The sequence below is a fragment of the Lactobacillus isalae genome, assembly GCF_947539375.1.
GTDB lineage: Bacteria > Bacillota > Bacilli > Lactobacillales > Lactobacillaceae > Lactobacillus > Lactobacillus isalae.
On sequence record NZ_OX443569.1, the window covers coordinates 1,603,253 to 1,626,779 of the forward strand.

The following is a 23,527-nucleotide window of genomic DNA, read 5'->3' on the forward strand; positions in this document are numbered from 1 at the left end:
CTCACTTTAGTTAGACGTTAGTTTATTATATATGGCTTTATTTTCTGAATCAAATACACAAAAATAGACCTTAATATTAAATTTTTGTTGTTTAAACCAGTTTCTTGTAGTTTCAACCGCAATTTTTGCGGCATCTACTTTTGGATAACCATAAACACCAGTTGAAATACAGGAAAAAGCAATTGAATGTAAGTCATATTCCTTAGCTAAATTAAGACTATTTTTGTAACAAGATGCCAATAATTCAGCATCTTGTTGAGCAAAATTAGGATTATACACAGGGCCAACTGTGTGGATAACATATTTAGCAGGCAAGTTATACCCCTTAGTAATTTTTGCTTCACCAGTTTCACAACCATGAAGTGTTCGGCACTCTACTAATAACTCTGGACCAGCTGCACGGTGAATTGCCCCATCAACTCCACCGCCACCTAAAAGCGTGCGATTGGCTGCATTAACGATTGCATCCACGTTTAATTTGGTTATATCTGCTTGAATCACTTGAATATCATTCACTAACCCTCACCCTTTCTTTCATACTTATATTTTATCTCAAACGAAAAAATAAGCTCATCCCCAAAGTAGGAAATGAGCTTATTTTGATTTACTTATCAATAATTATCTCTTAGTAACTGCAATTAGATCGTCGCCATGTTTCTTGTCTACGCCATCAATACGTTGAACATTTGCATAGCTAGCTGTGTTAGTAATAACAGTCATAACAGTTGTGTCGTATCCTGCTTTCTTAACAGCATCTAAATCAACCGTTCCTAACTTTTCACCTTTTTCAACATGTTGGCCTTGTTTTACATCAGTAGTAAAACCTTCACCCTTCATGTTAACAGTATCAATACCAATATGAATTAAAACTTCTGCACCCTCATCAGATTTAATTCCATAAGCATGCTTAGTTTCATAAGCAACTGTAATTTCACCAGTTACTGGGGAGTAGATAGTACCTTCACTTGGTACCATTGCAGCACCTTTACCCATTGCTTCAGTTGAAAAGACTGGATCTTTAACATCCTTTAAGCTTTCTGCCTTACCTGAAACAGGAGCAGCAATTACTTCATCATGTAATTCTTTATCTTCTTTGATAATTTGATCAGCTTTTTCTTGTTGTGCTACTTGATCACCAGCTGATTCAACAGTACCAGATTCTTCAACTACGTCTTCTTTAAAGTGACGCTTACCGTATATAAAAGTTAACCCAAAAGCAACAATAAAACTAATTGCTACCGAGAGTGCCCACATTGGAATGCTCTTTGGAACCATTGACAAGAATCCAAGGAAACCAGCTGAACCAAGAGCAGCAGCAGTAACATGCATTAATCCTGCAAAAGCAGCACCAACACCTGCACCAATTAAAGCACAGAAGAATGGAAACTTGTACTTCAAGTTAACACCAAACAATGCTGGTTCGGTAATTCCAAGTAATGCAGAAACACCAGATGAACTTGCTAAGCCTTTTACCTTTTCATTCTTAGTTAAGAAGTAAATAGCAAATGTAGCAGCACCTTGGGCAACGTTAGCCATACATGCGGTAACAAAGATAAAGTCACCGGATCCACGACCACGTGCATATTCAGCTAAAAGTTGAGTTTCAACTGCTGGGAAACTTTGGTGAAGACCAGTAGTAACAATAGCTGAGTAAGATAAACCAAAGATACCCATACCAAAGGCACCCGTTGTGTTGTATAACCAAACAATGGCAGCAGTAATTGCATCTGACACACCTTTAAAGACTGGTCCAATAATTGTGAAAGTCAAGAAACCAGTAATCATAATTGAAAGAAGTGGTGTGAATGTGAAGTCAACTGCAGATGGTAGCCACTTGTGGAATCTCTTTTCTAAGAATGCCAAAAGCCAAACAGCAACTAAAACTGGAATAACTTGATATTGGTAGTTAGTTTGAGATACATGTAAACCAAAAATATCCCAGAACTTACCTGCTCCGCCTAAAGCGGGAGTAGTCATAATCATACCAATAGTTGCACCTAAAAATTGGTTAGCTCCGAAACGTTTAGCAGCTGACATACCAACCAAGATAGGCATGAAAATAAATGGAGCAGCTGACATTACTTGAATAATTTCAGATAAGCCTTTTACGTTAGGCGCCATTTGAACAACTGATTTGGCTCCAAACAAACCTGGAGAAGTTAAGAAGTTGTTCAAGGCCATTAACAAACCACCAGCAACTAAGGCTGGAATAATAGGAACGAAAATGTCAGACAAAAGTTTAATAAAAGCCATTACTGGGTTAAACTTTTGATCCTTTTGAGCCACGTTCTTTAAATCATCAGTTGAAAGTTCTGATAGACCTGTCATTTTAATTAATTCATCGTAGACGTTGTTAACATCGCCAGGTCCAATAATAATTTGAAATTGACCATTAGTTTTGAAAGTACCCTTGATATCTGGATCGCTATCAAGCATTTTCATATTTACTTTACTATCGTCTTTTAAGACTAAACGTAGACGCGTAGCACAGTGAGCAGCGGCTACTAAGTTGTCGCGACCAACAGCTTCAATAACTGTCTCAGCAACTTTTTTGTGATCCATGTCTGTCTCCTCCTCAAAAATGTGTAAGCGTTTTTAAATATTTTACATGTATTATGATAGCGCATTCTGATTTTATGTCAAGCGCTTATCACAAAAAATATTATTATTTTGCTGGTTTTTTCATTCTTATAAAATGCGTTAGCCTTTAAAATACTGCTATTCGTTTGACATACATATCTTTTTTAGTTACTATTCTCTATATAAGAATGCGTTTACATATTCAATGAGGTGAATAAGTTATGGAATGGACAAGAAAACAACGTTATCGTAAATATAAAGATTGGGATGCACAGACTTTATTAAATCTTCAAGCTCAAGCTGCAACTTCCCCATATCAAATGCACTATCATATTCATCCACTTTCTGGATTAATTAATGACCCTAATGGTTTTTCTTACTATAATGGTGAATACCATTTATTCTGTCAATCATATCCTTTCGGACCAGTTCATGGAGTTAAATCATGGATTCACTATGCCTCTCCTGATCTAGTTCACTGGCATTACTTAGGACCAGCAATTGATCCCGACAGCGACTTAGATAATGCTGGAGCATATTCTGGTTCTGCAATGGAACATAACGGAAAGCTCCTATTAATGTATACAGGTAATCACCGGGATGCAGATTGGACTAGAATTCCTTATCAAGTAATTGCGGAAATGGATAAAGATAATCATATTACTAAGCCTAAGGACGCCGCAATATTGCCTCCAAATCATGTTAGTGAACACTTCCGTGATCCACAATTATTTGAGCATGATGGAAAATATTATGTTTTACTTGGGGCCCAAGATGCTAAAACTAAGAGCGGTCATATTGATATTTATGAATCAGACGACCTTAAAACTTGGCATGAAAATGGTTATTTAGATTTAGGTAAGGATGAAATGGGCTATATGATTGAATGCCCTAACCTAGTTTTCATTAATAACTATCCTGTTTTGATTTTCTGTCCCCAAGGCTTAGACAAGTCAGTTACAGACTATCAAAATATTTATCCAAATATGTATTGGATTGGTAAAGATATCAACTTAAGCAAGGCTAAATTCATCCCACTTCAAAGCCATCCAGCTAACTTAGATGATGGTTTTGACGTATATGCAACACAAGCATTTAATGCTCCAGATGGAAATGCCTACGCAATTTCGTGGGTCGGATTACCTGATAGCACTTATCCAACTGATGAAGAAAATTGGGCTAATTGCTACAGTCAAGTTAAGCGTTTGGAAATTAAAAATGGTGCGTTATATCAACATCCAGTAGACGCAATCAAAAATTTACGTCATAATGAAAAACAGCTCAATGATGAAAAAGTAATTAGCCAAAAAGCTGGTAAACAATACGAATTAAAACTTCATTTATCTGCTGGCCAAGCCGGGAAATTACACCTTGCTGCTGATAAAGATTTATCTGCAAGTTTAGTAGTTGACTTTAATACCGCTCAAGATGCTAAGTTAATAATTGATCGTGCTTCAAGCGGTCCAGCTGTTAATCCAGATTACGGTGCAACTAGAACGATTGAACTTAATGACAATCAAGATTTAGATTTAGATATTTTCGTAGATGGCTCATTATGCGAAATTTTCATCAATGATGGTCGCCATGTCGCAACTTTACGCTTCTTTGTACCAAGTTCAAATCAAAAAATTGCCTTTGACAAAGATACCAAGTACACAGGACGATTATGGAGCATGAATTCTATATTATAGGAAGATGACAATGGTCAAATTAACCGATGTAGCCGCAAAAGCCGGCTGTTCTGTTACTACCGTCTCACGAGTAATTAATAATTACGGCTATATTAGCCAAAAAACACGAAAAAAAGTTCACGAGGCAATGAAAGAGCTGAATTATCAGCCAAATTCTGTTGCTCGTTCTTTGCAGGGAAAAAAGACTAAACTGATTGGCTTAATTTTCCCAGACGTATCTAACCCATTTTTTGGAGAGTTAGTTTTTAAAATTGAAGACCAACTATTTAACCATGGCTATAAAACAATTCTCTGTAACGCTAGCAACGACAAAGAAAAAGAACGAACTTACTTACAGATGCTAATGGCTAATCAAGTAGACGGTATCATTGCTGGTGCTCATAATTTAGGAATTGAAGAATATCAAAAAACTGGCTTACCAATTGTTTCATTTGATCGTAAACTATCAGATAATATTCCAATTGTTAGTGCTGATAATTTCAAAGGTGGCAGCTTAGCTACGCAAGAACTTTATAATCATGGTGCTCGCCATATTTATTTTGTAGGAAATCCAACCCTAGACGGTCACCCTACTCAAAAAAGATTGCTTGGCTATAAAGAAACAATCAAAGAACTACAATTAACCGAACATGTTCACCCAGTAATCTTTAATGAAACCCTCGCATTAAAAGAAATGGCAATAAAGGACTTACTAGAAAATCACAAAGTAGATGGCATCGTGGCCTCTGATGATCTAACAGCTCTTCTTATCCTGAACATTAGCCATGATCTAGGAATTAAAATACCTGAAGATTTAAAGATTATTGGATTCGATGGTAGTAAAGTAGTGCGTGATTTTGAACCACGTTTGTCTACAATTGTGCAACCTATTCCCTCAATTGCACAATTACTTGTTAAGCTTTTAGAGAAGCGAATCGACAATCCTACTGAGAAATTAGACAATTATACATACTATTTGCCAGTAGAATTACTTAAACGTGAATCTAGCGGAAACTAAAAAATTCAGACACTTTTTCGATTAAGTGTCTGAATTTTTCTATTCTAAATACAATTTTCTAAAATCTTTCAAATCTTGCTTTGAAAACCCTAGTTCTTTTGTAAAGTAATTTTCAAAGCCGCCATAACCAGCGTCAATTGTCTGTGTAATTCCTTTAATAGCTGTTCCCTCACCTTCAGTGACGTTCATCCGATTAACCATTTTAATCATCTCAGAATTACTTGGGAGTTGCTTTTTAAGGCCAAAACTATACAACTCATTTGTTAATAAATAGTCTCTTGCAATTGTATGTTCATCAACACCAAGTCCCTTTAAAATTAAAGCTGTTGTCATCCCTGTTCTATCTTTTCCAGCGCTACAATGATATACCAAGGCTTCATTTTCAGGCAAAGTAAGTAATGACGCGAACACACGAGCAAAGGCTTTTTGACTAGCAGGACTTAAAATCACATTTTGGTAGATTTCACCCAAATAACTATCAACCTTAGGAATATGATGTAAGAAACGATACAATTTATGACTGTCATTAACGAAGTTACCGCTACTGTCCTCTGCATAGACATGACAATCTAGTACTTCAACGCCCTTCCACTTCCGATCTGGAGCCATTATTTGTTCATTGCTTGTTCTTAAATCGCAATCTACGGTAACCTTCATCCGCTCTAATTTTTCTTCATCACGCTCAGTTAAACTGCTCAAGGAATCAGATCGATAGATCTTTCCCCACTTAACGTGTTTGCCTTCATCATTTTCATAGCCACCGATATCACGAAAATTTACAGTACCGTCAAAAGTAATTAAGCGATTATGTTCCATACTTTTCATCCCTATCTTATTATCTATCATTATATATTTTAGCTTATTTTCTTGGGTAATTAAGCTTTCGTGATTGGATTAAACAATATCATCACTAATCCCTTCGCACAAATACAGAACACTTTCACTTTGTTAGTTTCTTCTCTATAATTAATAGTAATAATTTACAAGTACATAATCTTTAAGGAGGATTGCACAGATGTCAGATGAACACATAGAGGCCTTAACAATTGCTGGTCATGATAGTGACGGTAGTGCTGGAATGCCTGCTGACTTACATGCTTTTTATGCACGTGGTGTTTATGGAATGGGATTATTAACTGCCGCTGTTGCTGGAAATTCACAGGGAATCTTTGCACAACAATTAATGCCATTAGATTTCATTCAAAAGCAGTTCGACGTCTTAAATGATGATTTTAAGATAAAAGCCGTTAAGACTGGGATGCTTGCTAATAAAGAAATTATTGATGTAGTAGCAAAAAATTTAAAACACTATCAAATGCAAAACATTGTGCTTGATCCTGTTATCATTACTAAACACGGTGCTACGCTTTTAGCAGATGACGCATATCAAGCATTTCTAGATGAACTAGTGCCTCTTGCCACAATTATTACGCCAAACTTCTTTGAAGCGCAAAAGCTAACCGGACTTGAGTTAAAAAATGAGTCTGAAATCAAGCAAGGTGCTAAAATGTTACAAAAAATGGGTGCTAAAAATGTTTTAATCAAAGGCAGTCATCATAATGATAAGCAAACTGAGGTCAAAGATTATTTACTGTTAGAAGATGGCTCAGAAGAATGGTTAACTAAGCCTTACTTTAAAACTGATCGCGTTAACGGTACCGGAGACACTTTATCAGCAGTGATTGCAGCTGAACTTGCAAAAGGTAGCGATGTTAAGACTGCGGTTAAAATTGCCAAAGATTTTACCTATGCGGCAATTTCACATCCAATTAATGTAGGGTCAAAATACGGTCCCATTAACCACCTGGCTGCTCAAGAAGAAATTGACTAATAATTTTTGTTAATTAGGATTTAAAACAATTTTAAGTTATACTTTGAACATACAATTTAAATAAGGATGATAATTATGGCAGATAAAACAATAAAAATTGCATACTTATATGAAGACTTAATGAATACTTACGGCGATTCAGGCGATGTTAAAGTAATTCGTTACTTATTTGATAAGCAAGGCTATCAAACTAAAGTTGATAATATTTCATTAGATGATGATTTCGATGCTAACGACTACGACTTTTTATTCTTTGGCGGTGGTCAAGACTTTGAACAAACTGTTGTAGCTAAAGATCTGCCACGTCATAAAGAAACCATTGAAAACTATATCAAAGCTGGTAATCCAATGCTTTGTATCTGTGGTGGTTATCAATTAATGGGAGACTATTACAAGACTAATTCTGGAATTACTATTAAAGGATTAGGTATCTTACCTCTTCACACCATTTTCAAAGCTGATAAGCGTATGATTGGCGACACTCGCTATATGACTGAGTGGGGAGAAGTTAAAGCTTTTGAAAATCACTCAGGACAAACCTACTTTGATAACACCGACATGCTTCATCCCTTTGGTGAAATGATTGAAGGATATGGCAACAATCCTCAAGATAAGGTTGAAGGCTTACGTTATAAGAACTTTATTGGTTCATATTCTCATGGACCTTTGCTTCGAAACACAAATGTAGCAAATGCGATTGTTAAGATGATTTTAGAACGTCACAAGGAGCGTACTGCTAATGAAGTTGAATCCGTTTAGAAAAGAAAGCCTCAAGCGCTATTTGGGTACTGATAAGCACTTTGCCAAAACGCTTGGGGCTTTTGACTTATTAACTATTGGTATTGGTGCAGTTATCGGAACGGGAATTTTCATCCTGCCTGGAACAGTAGCAGCTAAGGAAGCTGGTCCTGGAGTAACTCTTTCATTTCTAATTGCCGCCTTAGTCTGTACGCTAGCAAGTATGTGTTATGCAGAGCTTTCATCTAGTATTCCCGTTGCCGGTTCAGCCTACTCTTATGGAAATATTCTTTACGGAGAAGTAATTGGCTGGATTTTAGGCTGGGCATTAATTCTAGAATATATGCTATCGGTTGCGGCTGTTTCAGCTGGCTGGGCTTCTTATTTTAATTCCCTGCTCCATAGTTTCGGCTTACATATACCACATCATTTTGAAGGCCCATTTGATCCCTTAAATGGTACGTACCTAAATTTATGGGCGGTTATTAGCGTTTTATTAATTGGAATTTTACTTTCACGCGGAATGAAAGCATCCATGAAATTCAACAATGCGGCTGTTTTGATTAAAATTGCTATCATATTTATTTTCATTGGTGTTGGCTTATTTTTCATTAAACCAAAGAACTACCAACCATTCACACCATATGGAACTACTGGCGTGTTAAGAGGTGCTACAACCGTCTTCTTTGCCTTTTTAGGTTTTGATGTTGTTTCCTCTTCAGCTGCCGAAGTGAAAAATCCTAAACGAAATATGCCAATTGGGATTATCGGAACTTTAATTGTGGCTGCCCTTCTTTATATGGGTGTGTCGGTCGTTTTAACTGGAATGGTAAACTACAAACAATTAGACGTAGCAAATCCCGTTGCTTATGCACTAAAACTAGTTAACCAAGGTTGGGTAGCTGACTTACTATCAATTGGTGCGATTGTGGGAATGAGTACAATGATGCTTACCATGATCTATTCAAGTTCACGTTTAATCTACTCAATCGGGCGTGACGGACTACTGCCAAACTTCTTAGGAAAAATTGATAAACATGGACTTCCTGAAAATGCTCTTTGGATTGTAACTATCGTCATTGCTTTAATGGGCGGTTTATTTTCACTAGAAGAGCTTACTAGCTTAGTTTCAATTGGAACCTTGCTTGCATTTACATTCGTATCTTTCGGGGTCATCTTATTACGTAGAAGAAAAGACATTCCTGAGGGAGATTTTAAAGTTCCCTTCTATCCAGTAATTCCCATTCTTTCCGGACTTGCATGTATCGGAATGATGTGCTTCTTATCAGTTAAAACCTACATTTTTGCTGGTATTTGGTTCCTATTTGGACTATTTATTTACTGCGTTTATGGTTATAAGCATAGCAAAATTAGTAAAAAAAATAATTAATCATCAAAAAAGCTTAGTTACTATCAATTTACAAAGTAACTAAGCTTTTTATTTTTACTTATTACTTATGATGCTTAGGTTCCCAATTAAGAGCTAAAACAGCACAAATAATCATAATTGAACCGATCCAATCAATTGGCGCCATAACTAGCCCAAATACAATTACTGACCCAATTGTAGCTGAGACTGGTTCAAATGCATCTAATAAACTTGCAGTTGACGGTTTAATATAGCGAAGTGATCCCATCATCCATTGGAAAGGAATTAAGGTTCCAATTACAATCACTCCTGCCATGAGCCAAAATACATTAATATTGTTTGGAATTTTCGGCCAAACAGGATGTGCAATGGTCAAAGCAATTCCTGAAAATAATAATCCCCATCCTGTAACTACCAAGCTTGAAGTATGATCGAGTAATCTACGTGGAATCAAAGTGTTAGTAGCAACTCCAACGGCAGAAAGGAGACCCCAAAATAGAACTGAAGGAGTCAATGATAATTGATTAAAGTGACCATGTGTAGCCAAAAAGAAAACACCTAAAAACGCAACGATAGCCGCAATAACATCTACTGCTCGTAATACTTGGTGTTCAAATACTACCATATAAAACAAGACAAAGAATGGCCCAATAAACTGTAAAACGGTCGCAATTGAAGCATTTGCCTGTTGAACAACGATAAAGTAACAATATTGTACGGGCAATAGTCCTAGTAGCCCATAGGCAATGACGGTAAGTGCATCTTTTTTATCAGTCATTGTCTTTAATGGCTTCTTTCCAGTTACTTGGGCAAAAATCAAAAGCAGAATTCCACTTACTACCATTCGTACTTGTGAAATCCAAATTGGCGTTATATTGACACTGATATTAAATAATCCTTTGGCAAATAAACCTGATATTCCCCAAAAAACACAGGCCAATGCTGCTAAGCATGTCCATAATCTTTTTTTAGTCATAAATTTCCAACTTTCCTAATCTTATGCAAGATTCATCATAACATACTGCAAAAAAATTATCTTTTTCCCCTTGCTTTTTCAATGCAAATCTATTTAAATATAATTAATATAAAAATTAAAAAGCAATGAAGAGACGAGTAGATAATTTTATTCTTTCAGTGAACTAGCGTTAGTGAGAAGCTAGTAGACCCTGGATTATCGAATAACACTTTTCCGCCATGCTGCTAGCCTAAATTACAGTAAGCTAAGCCGTCATCGGTACGTTATCAAGCCGAGGAGCATGATTGTGCTCTAATAAGCTGGTCTATTTTAGACAATTTAGGTGGTACCGCGGAAAAAAGCCTTTCGTCCTGAGAATATCAGGAGTGAAGGGCTTTTTCTTTACTCTTAAATCTTTTTTCTAAGGAGTACATAGCTATGACATTAATATTACCTAAGGATTACCATCCAAGTTTAACTATTCGTGATACTGAAGCCGCAATTGTTTTTATTAGAGAAACTTTCCAAGATAAAATTGCTGAAAAATTAAATGTTCAAAGAATGTCTGCACCAATGTTCGTTGAAAAATCCACTGGGCTAAATGATAACCTAAATGGGATTGAACGTCCTGTTTCTTTTGACATGAAAGCTATGCCTGACGATACGATCGAAGTCGTTCATTCGCTAGCGAAGTGGAAGCGGCTTGCACTTAAGCGTTATGGTTTCGGGATGCATGAAGGCCTGTATACCAACATGAACGCGATTAGACGTGATGAAGATTTAGATAATTTCCACTCGATTTACGTAGACCAGTGGGATTGGGAAAAAATTATTTCCAAAGATGAGCGTAATATTGATACCTTAAAAGATACTGTTAAGCAAATTTTCAAAGCAATCAAAGAGACGGAAAAAGAAGTTGCAGCCCGCTACCCTAGCTCTACTTATCGTTTACCTAGCGAGATTACGTTCATTACTACTCAAGAACTCGAAGATCGCTGGCCTGACTTAACGCCAGATGAACGTGAGGATAAAATTGCTAAAGAGAAAAAAGCAGTATTTTTAATGAAAATTGGTGATAAGTTAAAGCGTAGCAGTATACCACATGATGGTCGTGCACCTGACTACGACGATTGGCAATTAAACGGTGACCTATTATTTTGGTATGAGCCATTAAAGCGCAAAATTGAAATTTCTTCAATGGGAATTCGTGTTAGTGAAGACTCACTTAAAGAGCAACTTAAAAAGGCTCACGCGGAAGAAAGATCCGCTCTTCCTTTTCATAAAATGCTCTTAAATGGCGAGCTTCCATATACAATTGGTGGAGGAATTGGACAATCTCGATTATGTATGCTTTTACTAGGAAAAGCTCATATCGGTGAAGTTCAAGCTAGTATCTGGCCTCCAAAAATGATTGAAGAATGTGAAGCAGCTGGTATGCAAATATTATAAAAAAGACTGTCTAAGTCAATTGACTTGGACAGTCTTTTTCAATTACTTATTTAGATTTACGCTCTTTTCTTGAAACAATGAACATAATTAATGGCAAAACGATAAAGCCAAAAATCATCATTGCAATTGCATACCAATTAATGCCTGTTACTTGTCCTTGTGCATTAACGACACCAAATTGCGCTTTCCAGTTATATTCTACTAACAAGAAGATAACCAAAATAATTGAAAGAATTGGAACAACAACATCTGTCCAAACGTTCTTTTGAGCGTCTAATACCGGCTCTGCAGTTTTTCCACGATAGAACTGGATAACTGCCAATGGAACTACAATAAAGCCTAAGAAACGCACCATAGCACTCAATGTAATTAAGTTAACCATGTTGTATTCAAATGCCATTGGAATTAAAATTGCGAGTAACACTGAAATAAAGAAAGTTCTGATTGGGAAATTATTCTTAGTTCTCTTAGTTAAACTCTTTGAAAATTGATTTTCACGTGCCATAGCTTCCAAAATTCTTGGAGCATTAAAGCTAGAAGCAACGTTAATACCAAACATTGAAACCAAGGCACCTACCAAAATGACATCTCTTAAAATTTCATTTTTAAAGATAGCAGCAATCGCCACAACCTGTTTAGTCGTCATTAACGCCTTAGGATCAAGCACCATTGCTACGGCTACAACACCAATATAGATTACCGCAATTACTATGATTGCTAAAGGAATAGCACGTGGTAAGTTTTTAGCTGGATTTTTCATATCATCAGAACCTGAAGCAACCGACTCAAATCCAGTAAAAGCATAAAATGCTGATACAATTGCCATTACAAATCCAGTAGTAGTCAGAGTTGGAACGATTTTTTGACCGTTTTGAGTAATTTGATCTACTTGGTTTAGATTACTTGATGCACCAGTCATAATTAATAAGACTACACCTGCAACAATAATTAATACTAAAGCTGCTAATTTACCAATTGTAGCTAGATTCATAACATACTTAACTACTTTTTGACCAAATAAATTAATGATTGTAATAACGGCCATTAAAATTAAAAATCCAATTGTTACACTCATCGTCTTATTTGGATTACCACCAAAAATAGAAATAGTAGACTTAATAACTCCAACTGCCATTACACCCCAGGCTACGCTTGCAGAAAAGTAACGCAAAATTCCCATATAGAAACCAACATTATTTCCAAAAGCAGCCTTAGAATAAGCATAAGCTGCTCCAGACTTAGTCACATACTTTGCTGCTGCTGCAAAAGAAATAGCTAAAATAGAAGCAAAAATTGCAGCTATAAAGTATACAATCAATGCTTTTGATCCCGCCTGCTGTACAACACTCCCCGGTGTTAAAAAGATCCCAGATCCGATAATCGAATTAATAGCTAACAGAACAATAGACCAAAAACCTAATTTGCTTGTTTCATTTTCATTCATCTATTAATAACTTCTCCCTACTTTTTCTTTGCATTATCAATAATATACTTAAATAAGTTATTTTGATATGAAACAACCCTATGAAGCATTTCAGGATGCCACTGAACTGCAATCACTGATGCATCATCATTTTCAATTGCTTCCACTACTCCATCTACACAACGAGCTGAAACCTTAAAGCCTGATGCTACATCCTTAATCAATTGATGGTGGAAAGAATTTGTTTGTAACTTTTCTTTGCCCAACAATTCCGCAATTTTTGTTCCAGCTACTGTTTCAACAGTATGACTCAGCAAAGTCGGTGTTTGGTCTTGGTTATGCTTTAGTGTTTTTTCTTTTCTATAGCTAAGGTCTTGATATAAAGTTCCACCATGATAAACATTAATTATTTGTGCACCGCGACAGATACCTAGAACCGGAATTCCATTTTCTTCGGCTAATTTTAGCAATCGCATATCGAATTGATCTCTTTCAGGCCAGATATCACCTAATTTTTGCTCAGGCTCTTCGCCATAGTTATGCGGATCTACATCGTGACCACCAGATAAAATTAATCCTTGGACATTTAAAAGCTGTTCTTTTACTACTTCTTCATTTTCATTGAAAGGAATAATATAAGGAATTCCACCATTTTGTATTACAGAATCAACATAGTCTTCGTTAACGTAACTACGACGATATCCTGGAAAAATACCACTATCATCAACAATTACAGAACCAGAAATACCAATAATTGGTTTCATATTAATCGCTCCTTCAACTTACTTTTTATCAGTTAGGTATAATTATAAATTATATATTTTAATGCGTAAATACTACAAGTTAAAATTAGCACTTTTTTCTCATTATAAGCTAATATTATGTCCTACAAAAAAAGACCATCCCTTTTAAGGATGATCTAAAATCTTATTTCTTACTTCGATGCTTAATCAAATAAACAATAGTTGCAAGTAATAATACGCCGGCCCCAACAGCCACCGATACTCTTGTTTCAGGATTAATAAACATAAAAATCACAATTACTAGCAGCATTGCAAAAGCAAAGTAATTTGAATATGGATAAAAAGGTAACTTAAATGGATGATTTTCCATTAAGTGTGCATTATTTCTTCTGAATTTTAATTCAGCAATTAGAATTACAAACCAAGCTACCATTCCTGGTAAAACGGAGGAACTATAAACAATAACAAATAATTCTCCCATTGATTTATTCATAGTTGAAACTATTAAGTTCAAAATAAATCCAATAAAAATACCAGCAGTAATTCCAATAATAGCACGATCTGGAACAATATGTTTTGACAATTTACCAAAAGTCTTTGGTGCCTCTCCCTCATGTGCAAGCTTAAACAGCATTCGACTTGATGAATAAATTCCCGAGTTGGCACCTGATAAAGCAGCCGTTAAAACGACAAAGTTAATAATTCCAGCAGCTGCTGTAATTCCAACTTTAGTAAAAGTTTCTACAAATGGCGAGCCAATATTACTTAACTGATTCCATGGATAAATTGTAACAATAACCAAAATTGCTCCAACGTAAAAAATTAAGATTCTCCATAAAACTGATTTTACGCTCTTTACAATTGCTTCTTGTGGATTAGCAACCTCTCCAGCTGAAATACCGATTAACTCTATACCTTCATAAGAACCAGCAATAATTGCCATTGAAAAGAAGAAACCTTTTACTCCACCAGTGAAAAAGCCACCATGCGACCATAGATTACTAAAACCAACTGGCTTTCCATGGTTTCCTACTCCAAGTAAGATCACTAATAATCCTAAAATAATCATTAACACAATTGTTACTACTTTAATCATCGCAAACCAGAATTCCAAAGCTCCATATGCTTTGGCGCTTGCCAAGTTTGCTAGTAACAAGAAAGCAATAATTATTATTCCTGACCAAAAAACACTAACTTCTGGCCACCAAAATTTCAAATATTCTGTTGCAGCTACAACTTCTGAAATTCCAACTACAATATATTGAAAGACATTAGCCCATTCCGCCAAATATCCAGCTAATGGTGAAATATATTCTGTTGCATAATCCGCAAACGAGCCTGTACCCGGACTAACATAAAGCATTTCGCCTAATGCTCGCATTACGATATATAAAATTAGGCCAACAAACATATACGCTAATAAAACAGACGGACCTGTCCATTTAATCGTCGATGTGGATCCCATGAATAGTCCAACACCAATTGCCCCACCAAGTGATATCATTTCCATTTGGCCAGCCGTCATCGAGCGTTTTAACTTAGGAGGATGATTTTGCTTATTTTCCATCATTGACACCATCCTTCTTATGTCTAATTAGATAAACTATTGTAGCTATAACTAATACTGCTGCCCCAACCAATACAGAAATTCTAGTTTCTGGATTAATAAGCATAAAGACTACAATAACAATTAGCATCAAAAAAGCAAAATAATTAGAAATAGGATATAAAGGTAATTTAAATGGATGATCGACCAGTAAATCTTGATTATTGCGTCTAAATTTTAACTCAGCAAGTAAAATTACAAACCACGGAATCATTCCCGGCAATACTGAGGATGAAAACACGATAACAAATAAATCTTGAGTAGATTTATTAATCGTAGCTGCAATCATATTTACAATAAATCCAATTAATATTCCCCCGGAAATACCTAAAATTGCATGGTTAGGCACTATTCGTTTAGAAATATGACCGAATGTTTTTGGTGCATCCCCATCATGAGCCAATTTAAATAGCATTCGACTTGATGAATAAATACCTGAGTTTGCGCCCGATAAAGCAGCTGTTAAAACAACAAAATTAATAATACTTGCTGCGGCTGTAATCCCTACTTTAGCAAAGGTAGTTACAAATGGAGAACCTATATTACTTAATTCGTTCCAAGGATAAATCGTAACAATAACAAAAATTGCTCCAACATAGAAAATCAATATACGCCATAAAACCGATTTAACACTTTTAACAATGGCTTTTTTAGGATTAGCAACTTCTCCAGCTGAAATACCCAGTAATTCTATTCCTTCATAAGAGCCAACGATAATTGACATTGAGAAAAAGAAACCTTTTACTCCACCAGTAAAGAAACCACCATGCGACCATAGGTTACTGAAACCAGTCGGTTTTCCTCCATTACCTACGCCAAAGAAGATTACAATGAAACCTAAAATGATCATTAAAATAATAGTTACAACTTTGATCATCGCAAACCAGAATTCAAGGGAAGCATATGCTTTAGCACTTGCCAAATTTGCTAAAACCAAAAATAAAATAATAATTATTCCTGACCAAAATGTATTAACCTGTGGCCACCAGAATTTTAGATATTCTGTTGCTGCCACTACCTCAGACATTCCAACAACTATATATTCAAACACATTAGCCCACTCTGCTAGGTATCCAGCTAGTGGGTGAACATATTCCGTTGCATAGTCCGCAAATGAGCCGGTACCTGGATTTACATATAGCATTTCACCCAATGCTCGCATTACAATATACAAAATCAAGCCAACAAACATATATGCTAATAAAACAGAGGGACCCGTCCATTTTATAGTAGAGGTGGATCCCATGAACAATCCAACACCAATTGCTCCACCTAAAGATATCATTTCCATTTGACCAGCGGTCATAGAACGTTTTAACTTAGGCATTGATTTCTTATTTTCCATTACTTAATGCCACTCCTATAAAAAAAACTAGCAGTCAATTGAGAGCTAGTTTTAAATATCAAAAAATTGATTAATGTTATTTTAATACAGGTAGGCATTAATTCCAAGAGCTTTTTAACAAAAAATAAGGAGCTTAGTCCTATAATTAAGTCTCCTTATTAATTTCGTTTGAAATTGCGTTTAATCTTTTGCCAAATTGTAAGAGCTTTTCTCATATTATCTGCTGGTACGTGTTTTCGAATAGCACGCAACGTTGGCTTTACATGTCTTGCAGCAAAGATAAAACTACCATTTTTTTTAGTACAAATTTTGAAACGTGGAATATACTTTCCACCAAAATATACATCTGCCACTACAATGGTTACTTCATCCCAAGGAATTTGTACATAATCATTTGGATTGTTGTCGCTGTAAAATTCAAAGCCTTTATCTCCAACTAGAATTTTTCCATATGTAGGAATTCCTCTAAACCAAGTCCCAGCATCTACATATTCTGATTTTGTATTTAGTGATTGAACCATATAAAAAACCTTTTCATATATAAGAAAAACGGTCTAAATCAGACCGTCTCTTACTAATTATTGTTTATAGTAAGCCGATTACGTGACCTACAATACCAACAACGAAGATACCAATAATGATAACGATTGGTGAAACTTTCTTCTTTAATAACCACATACATAAGAAAGTTAATAGGACTGCGGCAAGACCAGGAATCAAACTATCCAAGTTTTGTTGCAACGTTGTTTCCTTAATTCTATCTAAGGCCATACCGTTACCTAAATTGTACTCACTTAAAGCCTTGTGAATACCCTCGGCTCCTTTTGGAAGAGTATTCCAATCAATGTATGCACCCTTTTGAAGTGGAACACTTGAAACAACCGGCTTGAAGTTAATTGTTACCCAACGCTCAATTAAGGCACCGATAACAAACATACCCATCATTGAAGCACCACGGGTAATCTTTTGTAATAAACCACCTGAAGCATCTTCAGTAATCTTAGTACCAGCCTTGTAACCCATTTCTTGAGTGTACCATAAGAATGCCATACGAATAACGTTCCATAATACAAAGAATAAAATAGGTCCTAAGATGTTACCACTCAAAGCAAGTGAAGCACCCAATGATCCAATAATAGGACGAACAGTGTACCAGAATACAGGGTCACCAACACCGGCCAAAGGTCCCATCATACCAACCTTAACACCTTGAATAGCAGTGTTATCAACTTCAGCACCATTAGCCTTATCCTCTTCCAAAGCAAGAGTAACACCAATAATAGGTGATGCTAAATAAGGGTGAGTGTTAAAGAATTCCAAGTGTCTCTTTAATGCAAGAGATAAATTTTTCTTTTCCGGATATAATTTTCTTAAAGCTGGGATCAAACTGTATGCCCAACCACCGTTTTGCATTCTTTCATAGTTCCATGAACCTTGGATGAAAGTAGAACGCCACCAAACCTTAATACGATCTGATTTACTTAAAGTTAATTTCTTTTGTGCAGTTTCAGTCATTTATAATTAGCCTCCTCTCGCTCAAATTTTAATAATCATCCAGGATATCGCCTAATGGGTCACCTGAACCGGAATTAGAGTTATTGTTGTTTCCACCCTTAGAACCTTCAAGAGCAAGGTACATAATAGCAAGTGAAATACCAATACCACCAAGAGCGATTAAAGTTAATTCCTTAACGGCTGCTAAACAGAAACCAATAATGAAGAATGGCCATACTTCACGACTAGCCATCATGTTAATAACCATTGCATAACCAACAGCAACAACCATACCACCACCGATGGTCATACCTTCATTCAACCAAGCTGGCATCGCGTTTAAACCAGCACGAACTACTGATGCTGGAATAGCAAGTAATAAGGCTGCTGGGATCGCAATTCTTAAACCTTGCAAAGCAACAGCAATCATTTGCCAACGATCAATGGCTCTCCAGTTAGCTTCTTCAGCTTTTCTATCCATAATGTGCACAATAGCAACAGAGATAGTACGAACTAACATGGTTAAGAACAAACCAGCAACAGCTAATGGAATAGCAATACCTATAGCGGTACCAATACCTTTTTGTCCTTGTCCACCTTGAACCAAAATAATAGTTGAAGCAACAGATGCTAAAGCTGCATCTGGAGCAACTGCAGCACCAATATTAGCCCAACCTAAAGCAATCATTTGTAGTGAACCGCCAAGAATAATACCAATAGTTAAGTTACCAGTAACTAAACCAATTAAAGTACATGCCACTAGAGGTTGGTGGAATTGAAATTCGTCAAGAATTCCTCCCATACCTGCAAAGAAGGCAACGATCACTACCAGAATCATCTGAATAGCATTCATTTATCAAAATCCCCCTATTAATTATTTCTTTTCATCAACTAATTTTTGAGCCTTATCCAAAAGTTCATCCATGTTTTGTTTACCATCAGAAGGAACTTTACGGACATCAAATTTAACGCCTAAGTCTCTTAATTTCTTATATGTATCAATATCTTTTTGATCCATTGCCAAAACAGTATTGACATTTACTTTACCATCACTATAAGCCATGGAACCGACATTCAATTCTTTGATGTCCATTCCACCTTCGATAGCTTTAAGAGCATCTTCTGGATTTTCAAATAAAATTAATGCCTTAGTATTTCCAAAGCGTGGATCTTTTACTACTTCGAGCATCTTATCGATTGGGACAACGTTTGCAGGCACACCAGCTGGAGCTGCTTCCTTGATCATTGTCTTACGAATTTTATCTTTAGCAACATTATCTGAAACAACAATAATCCGGTTTGGATTCATTGCCTTAGTCCAACCAGTTGCAACTTGTCCATGAAGAAGACGTGAATCAATTCTAGCTAAAACATATTTAATGTGACCATCACCAATGACAGTACCTTCAGGAATAGCACCTTGTGGTTGTGCACTAGCGCTTGAAGCTGCTTTAGTCTCTTCTTTAGGCATGAGAGATTCTGGTTGTGTCTTTATTCCGTCACGACCAGGTTTAACAATAGCCTTAGCGATATCGTGGGCATTGTCGCTTCCCATTCTTTGACCTAAAGCTTCAATAACCATAGGTAAGTTCATACCAGAAACAATAGCCCAAGTATCTTCATGCTCTTTAACAAGATTATTTGCTTGATTGAATGGTGTACCTCCCCATAGATCGATCAAAAACAAGACTTGGTCTTGATCATCAAAAGAAGCAACCGCCTTTTCCATCTTAGCTCTAATGTCATCAGGACCTTCATCTGGCTTTAAAATTACGTGAGCAAGGTTTTCTTGCTTACCAAAAATCATTTCAGCAGATTGAAAGATTCCATCAGCAAAGCCACCGTGACTAGCTAGGACAATTCCTACCATTTGATTTCCCCCTTAATCAAAATATCTTCACGAATACTTTATAGCAGAATAAATGTATACGTTTACTTTTAATATCATACCATTTTTTTACTGAAAATGCTTGCATAATGCAAAAAAAATCAAAAAAATTAATATCTATTTAATCTTTCTCATCTCTCTCAAATGACAGCTTTATAATATTATCATCTTTTCCCTGCTTTGACAAGGTATTTTTATCAATTTCTTGATAAAAATAGGAGCCATATCGACTCCATTGGCTCCGGCTGTCAGACTCGAACTGACGACAACCTGATTAACAGTCAGGTGCTCTACCAACTGAGCTAAGCCGGAATATTAAAAAAGAGCACGGCGACTGCCTACCCTCGCAGGCAGTTTCCCACCAACTACTCTCGGCGTTAAGAAGCTTAACTTCTGTGTTCGGCATGGGAACAGGTGTATCCTTCTTGCCATCGCCACCGTACTCTTTCTGAGCTTTTACACTCAAAACTGAATATAATCTCTTGCTTTAAAAACCTTTGAGCTTTGGTCAAGTGCTCGACTGATTAGTACTAGTCCGCTCCACATATCACTATGCTTCCACTCCTAGCCTATCTACCTCATCGTCTTTAAGGTGTCTTACTGCTTGCGCATCGGAAATCTCATCTTGAGGGGGGCTTCGCACTTAGATGCTTTCAGCGCTTATCCCTTCCATACATAGCTACCCAGCGATGCCTTTGGCAAGACAACTGGTACACCAGCGGTATGTCCATCCCGGTCCTCTCGTACTAAGGACAGCTCCTCTCAAATTTCCTACGCCCACGACGGATAGGGACCGAACTGTCTCACGACGTTCTGAACCCAGCTCGCGTGCCGCTTTAATGGGCGAACAGCCCAACCCTTGGGACCGACTTCAGCCCCAGGATGCGACGAGCCGACATCGAGGTGCCAAACCTCCCCGTCGATGTGAACTCTTGGGGGAGATAAGCCTGTTATCCCCAGGGTAGCTTTTATCCGTTGAGTGATGGCCTTTCCATGCAGTACCACCAGATCACTAAGCCCGACTTTCGTCCCTGCTCGAGGTGTACCTCTCGCAGTCAAGCTCCCTTATACCTTTACACTCTGCGAATGATTTCCAACCATTCTGAGGGAACCTTTGGGCGCCTCCGTTACATTTTAGGAGGCGACCGCCCCAGTCAAACTGCCCACCTGACACTGTCCTCCAGAACGCTCAGCTCTGCGAGTTAGAGGATCCATCAAACAAGGGTAGTATCCCAACATTGCCTCCGGTAAGACTAGCGTCCTACTTTCTCTGGCTCCTACCTATCCTGTACATGTTTAACAAATACTCAATATCAAGCTACAGTAAAGCTCCATGGGGTCTTTCCGTCCTGTCGCGGGTAACCCGCATCTTCACGGGTATTATAATTTCACCGAGTCTCTCGTTGAGACAGTGCCCAAATCATTACACCTTTCGTGCAGGTCGGAACTTACCCGACAAGGAATTTCGCTACCTTAGGACCGTTATAGTTACGGCCGCCGTTTACTGGGGCTTCAATTCAAACCTTCGCTTACGCTAAGCTCTCCTCTTAACCTTCCAGCACCGGGCAGGTGTCAGCACCTATACGTCATCTTACGATTTTGCAGATACCTGTGTTTTTGATAAACAGTTGTTTGGGCCTATTCACTGCGGCTGATATTTTACTATCAGCACCCCTTCTCCCGAAGTTACGGGGTCATTTTGCCGAGTTCCTTAACGAGAGTTCTCTCGCTCACCTGAGTGTTCTCCACTCGACTACCTGTGTCGGTTTGCGGTACGGGTAAAATTGCTCTGGCTAGAAGCTTTTCTTGGCAGTGTGACATCATGACCTTCGCTACTTTTATTTCGCTCCGCGTCACAGCTTGAAATCTAAAGACAAGCATTTGACTCATCTTTTTTCTTACTGCTTGCACATGTATTTCCAGCAACATGCGTCATTAGCCTCCTGCGTCCCTCCTTTGCTCATATCGAACAATTTCAGTACAGGAATCTCTACCTGTTGTCCATCGGCTACGCCTCTCGGCCTTACCTTAGGTCCCGACTTACCCTGGGCGGACGAGCCTGCCCCAGGAAACCTTAGTCTTTCGGCGGATAGGATTCTCACCTATCTTTCGCTACTCATACCGGCATTCTCACTTCTAAGCGCTCCATTAGTCCTCTCGATCTAACTTCGCCGCACTTAGAACGCTCTCCTACCACGCATATAATATATGCATCCACAGTTTCGGTACTATGCTTAGCCCCGGTACATTTTCGGCGCAGCGTCACTCGACTAGTGAGCTATTACGCACTCTTTAAATGGTGGCTGCTTCTAAGCCAACATCCTAGTTGTCTACGCAACTCCACATCCTTTTCCACTTAGCATAGATTTGGGGACCTTAACTGGTGATCTGGGCTGTTTCCCTTTCGACTACGGATCTTATCACTCGCAGTCTGACTCCCGTGCATTGATATCTGGCATTCGGAGTTTATCTGGATTCAGTAACCCCTGACGGGCCCCTAGTCCAAACAGCGCTCTACCTCCATTATCATTCACACGAGGCTAGCCCTAAAGCTATTTCGGAGAGAACCAGCTATCTCCAAGTTCGTTTGGAATTTCACCGCTACCCACAACTCATCCCCGCGATTTTTAACTCACGTGGGTTCGGTCCTCCAGCGTGTTTTACCACGCCTTCAACCTGGTCATGGGTAGGTCACTTGGTTTCGGGTCTACGTCATGATACTCTTTCGCCCTATTCAGACTCGCTTTCGCTCCGGCTCCGTCTTTTCTGACTTAACCTTGCACCATAACGTAACTCGCCGGTTCATTCTACAAAAGGCACGCCATTACACTTTAATGTGCTTTGACTACTTGTAGGCACACGGTTTCAGGTTCTCTTTCACTCCCCTTCCGGGGTTCTTTTCACCTTTCCCTCACGGTACTGGTTCACTATCGGTCACTAGTTAGTATTTAGCCTTGCGAGATGGTCCTCGCGGTTTCAATCGGGATTCCTCGTGTCCCGACCTACTCAGGATCCTGCTAAGTCTCTCCGCAATTTCGCTTACGGGGCTCTCACCCTCTCTGGCTTATCTTTCCAGATAATTCTGCTATCGCTTCAAGTACTACATCGCAGTCCTACAACCCCAACTGGCAAGCCAGCTGGTTTGGGCTCTTTCCTGTTCGCTCGCCGCTACTTGGGAAATCGATTTTTCTTTCTCTTCCTGCAGCTACTTAGATGTTTCAGTTCACTGCGTCTTCCTTCATTAACCTTAACAGCTAATGATAATACCTCGCGGTATTGGGTTCCCCCATTCGGATATCTCCGGATCATTGCTTACTTACTGCTCCCCGAAGCCTTTCGTGGTTCGTCACGTCCTTCATCGGCTTCTAGTGCCTAGGCATTCACCATGCGCCCTTTTCTACTTGACCTATTTTCAAGT

At 37.9% G+C, this 23,527-nt stretch carries 18 protein-coding genes, 1 tRNA gene, 2 rRNA genes and 1 other annotated feature; of the genes, 6 read left to right on the top strand and 15 right to left on the bottom strand.

Translation table 11 applies throughout. The annotated features are described in order from the left end of the window. Positions 1 to 6 precede the first annotated feature (6 nt). Positions 7 to 516: an O-acetyl-ADP-ribose deacetylase gene (locus QM512_RS07845; RefSeq protein ID WP_282805167.1), complete on the bottom strand. Its 510-nt coding sequence runs from the start codon at positions 514 to 516 to the stop codon at positions 7 to 9. Between the two features lie 102 nt (positions 517 to 618). Then, positions 619 to 2,562: a sucrose-specific PTS transporter subunit IIBC gene (locus tag QM512_RS07850; protein ID WP_282805168.1), complete on the bottom strand. Its 1,944-nt coding sequence runs from the start codon at positions 2,560 to 2,562 to the stop codon at positions 619 to 621. A gap of 239 nt (positions 2,563 to 2,801) precedes the next feature. On the opposite strand from QM512_RS07850, the gene QM512_RS07855 reads away from it, so the two are divergent. Then, positions 2,802 to 4,271, top strand: a complete 1,470-nt coding sequence (locus QM512_RS07855) for a sucrose-6-phosphate hydrolase (protein ID WP_282805169.1) — start codon at positions 2,802 to 2,804, stop codon at positions 4,269 to 4,271. A gap of 10 nt (positions 4,272 to 4,281) precedes the next feature. Then, positions 4,282 to 5,268 carry a LacI family DNA-binding transcriptional regulator gene (locus QM512_RS07860; protein ID WP_282805170.1) on the top strand — a complete coding sequence of 329 codons (987 nt, stop codon included), beginning with the start codon at positions 4,282 to 4,284 and terminating at the stop codon, positions 5,266 to 5,268. A 39-nt stretch (positions 5,269 to 5,307) separates the two neighbouring features. Here the strand turns inward: QM512_RS07860 and QM512_RS07865 are convergent, their stop codons facing one another. Next, positions 5,308 to 6,084 carry a tyrosine-protein phosphatase gene (locus QM512_RS07865; protein WP_282805171.1) on the bottom strand — a complete coding sequence of 259 codons (777 nt, stop codon included), beginning with the start codon at positions 6,082 to 6,084 and terminating at the stop codon, positions 5,308 to 5,310. Between the two features lie 199 nt (positions 6,085 to 6,283). Here QM512_RS07865 and thiD point away from each other — a divergent pair, with 199 nt between their 5' ends. The 3 genes from thiD to QM512_RS07880 all read left to right on the top strand — a co-directional run bounded on the left by thiD (position 6,284) and on the right by QM512_RS07880 (position 9,227). Further along, entirely contained in the window at positions 6,284 to 7,099 is an 816-nt protein-coding gene (thiD, locus tag QM512_RS07870) for a bifunctional hydroxymethylpyrimidine kinase/phosphomethylpyrimidine kinase (protein ID WP_282805172.1), read from the top strand. A gap of 75 nt (positions 7,100 to 7,174) precedes the next feature. Then, a complete protein-coding gene (locus tag QM512_RS07875; RefSeq protein WP_282805173.1) occupies positions 7,175 to 7,858 on the top strand; it encodes a type 1 glutamine amidotransferase in 684 nt (227 codons plus the stop codon). Beyond that, entirely contained in the window at positions 7,839 to 9,227 is a 1,389-nt protein-coding gene (locus QM512_RS07880; protein WP_282805174.1) for an APC family permease, read from the top strand. The genes QM512_RS07875 and QM512_RS07880 overlap by 20 nt, the downstream gene beginning before the upstream one ends. A gap of 61 nt (positions 9,228 to 9,288) precedes the next feature. Here QM512_RS07880 and QM512_RS07885 read toward each other — a convergent pair whose 3' ends face one another. After that, the gene (locus QM512_RS07885; protein ID WP_282805175.1) at positions 9,289 to 10,182 is read right to left on the bottom strand and encodes a DMT family transporter; all 894 of its coding nucleotides are present in this window, start codon (positions 10,180 to 10,182) and stop codon (positions 9,289 to 9,291) included. A 116-nt stretch (positions 10,183 to 10,298) separates the two neighbouring features. Further along, positions 10,299 to 10,538, top strand: a binding site (T-box leader). Positions 10,539 to 10,599: 61 nt separating this feature from the next. On the opposite strand from QM512_RS07885, the gene asnA reads away from it, so the two are divergent. Beyond that, positions 10,600 to 11,610, top strand: coding sequence for an aspartate--ammonia ligase (gene asnA, locus QM512_RS07890; protein ID WP_282805176.1), 1,011 nt, complete (start codon positions 10,600 to 10,602; stop codon positions 11,608 to 11,610). Between the two features lie 46 nt (positions 11,611 to 11,656). Here asnA and QM512_RS07895 read toward each other — a convergent pair whose 3' ends face one another. The 11 genes from QM512_RS07895 to QM512_RS07945 all read right to left on the bottom strand — a co-directional run bounded on the left by QM512_RS07895 (position 11,657) and on the right by QM512_RS07945 (position 23,516). Continuing rightward, entirely contained in the window at positions 11,657 to 13,054 is a 1,398-nt protein-coding gene (locus tag QM512_RS07895; protein ID WP_282805177.1) for an APC family permease, read from the bottom strand. Between the two features lie 17 nt (positions 13,055 to 13,071). Further along, on the bottom strand, positions 13,072 to 13,797 hold the full coding sequence (locus tag QM512_RS07900) for a gamma-glutamyl-gamma-aminobutyrate hydrolase family protein (protein WP_282805178.1): 726 nt from the start codon (positions 13,795 to 13,797) through the stop codon (positions 13,072 to 13,074). A 163-nt stretch (positions 13,798 to 13,960) separates the two neighbouring features. Next, the gene (locus tag QM512_RS07905; protein WP_282806460.1) at positions 13,961 to 15,343 is read right to left on the bottom strand and encodes an amino acid permease; all 1,383 of its coding nucleotides are present in this window, start codon (positions 15,341 to 15,343) and stop codon (positions 13,961 to 13,963) included. After that, a complete protein-coding gene (locus QM512_RS07910; RefSeq protein WP_282805179.1) occupies positions 15,333 to 16,727 on the bottom strand; it encodes an amino acid permease in 1,395 nt (464 codons plus the stop codon). The genes QM512_RS07905 and QM512_RS07910 overlap by 11 nt, the downstream gene beginning before the upstream one ends. 158 nt (positions 16,728 to 16,885) lie before the next feature. Further along, the gene (locus QM512_RS07915; protein ID WP_282805180.1) at positions 16,886 to 17,248 is read right to left on the bottom strand and encodes a DUF956 family protein; all 363 of its coding nucleotides are present in this window, start codon (positions 17,246 to 17,248) and stop codon (positions 16,886 to 16,888) included. Positions 17,249 to 17,312: 64 nt separating this feature from the next. Next, positions 17,313 to 18,242, bottom strand: coding sequence for a PTS system mannose/fructose/sorbose family transporter subunit IID (locus QM512_RS07920; RefSeq protein ID WP_282805181.1), 930 nt, complete (start codon positions 18,240 to 18,242; stop codon positions 17,313 to 17,315). A 28-nt stretch (positions 18,243 to 18,270) separates the two neighbouring features. Next, positions 18,271 to 19,074 (bottom strand): PTS mannose/fructose/sorbose transporter subunit IIC, encoded by an 804-nt coding sequence (locus QM512_RS07925; RefSeq protein ID WP_004898109.1) that lies wholly within the window; start codon positions 19,072 to 19,074, stop codon positions 18,271 to 18,273. A gap of 21 nt (positions 19,075 to 19,095) precedes the next feature. Next, the gene (locus QM512_RS07930; protein ID WP_282805182.1) at positions 19,096 to 20,091 is read right to left on the bottom strand and encodes a PTS sugar transporter subunit IIB; all 996 of its coding nucleotides are present in this window, start codon (positions 20,089 to 20,091) and stop codon (positions 19,096 to 19,098) included. Between the two features lie 254 nt (positions 20,092 to 20,345). Next, positions 20,346 to 20,421, bottom strand: a tRNA-Asn gene (locus QM512_RS07935). 13 nt (positions 20,422 to 20,434) lie between these two features. Continuing rightward, a 5S ribosomal RNA gene (rrf, locus tag QM512_RS07940) occupies positions 20,435 to 20,551 on the bottom strand. 62 nt (positions 20,552 to 20,613) lie between these two features. Continuing rightward, positions 20,614 to 23,516, bottom strand: a 23S ribosomal RNA gene (locus QM512_RS07945). Between the last annotated feature and the right edge of the window lie 11 nt (positions 23,517 to 23,527).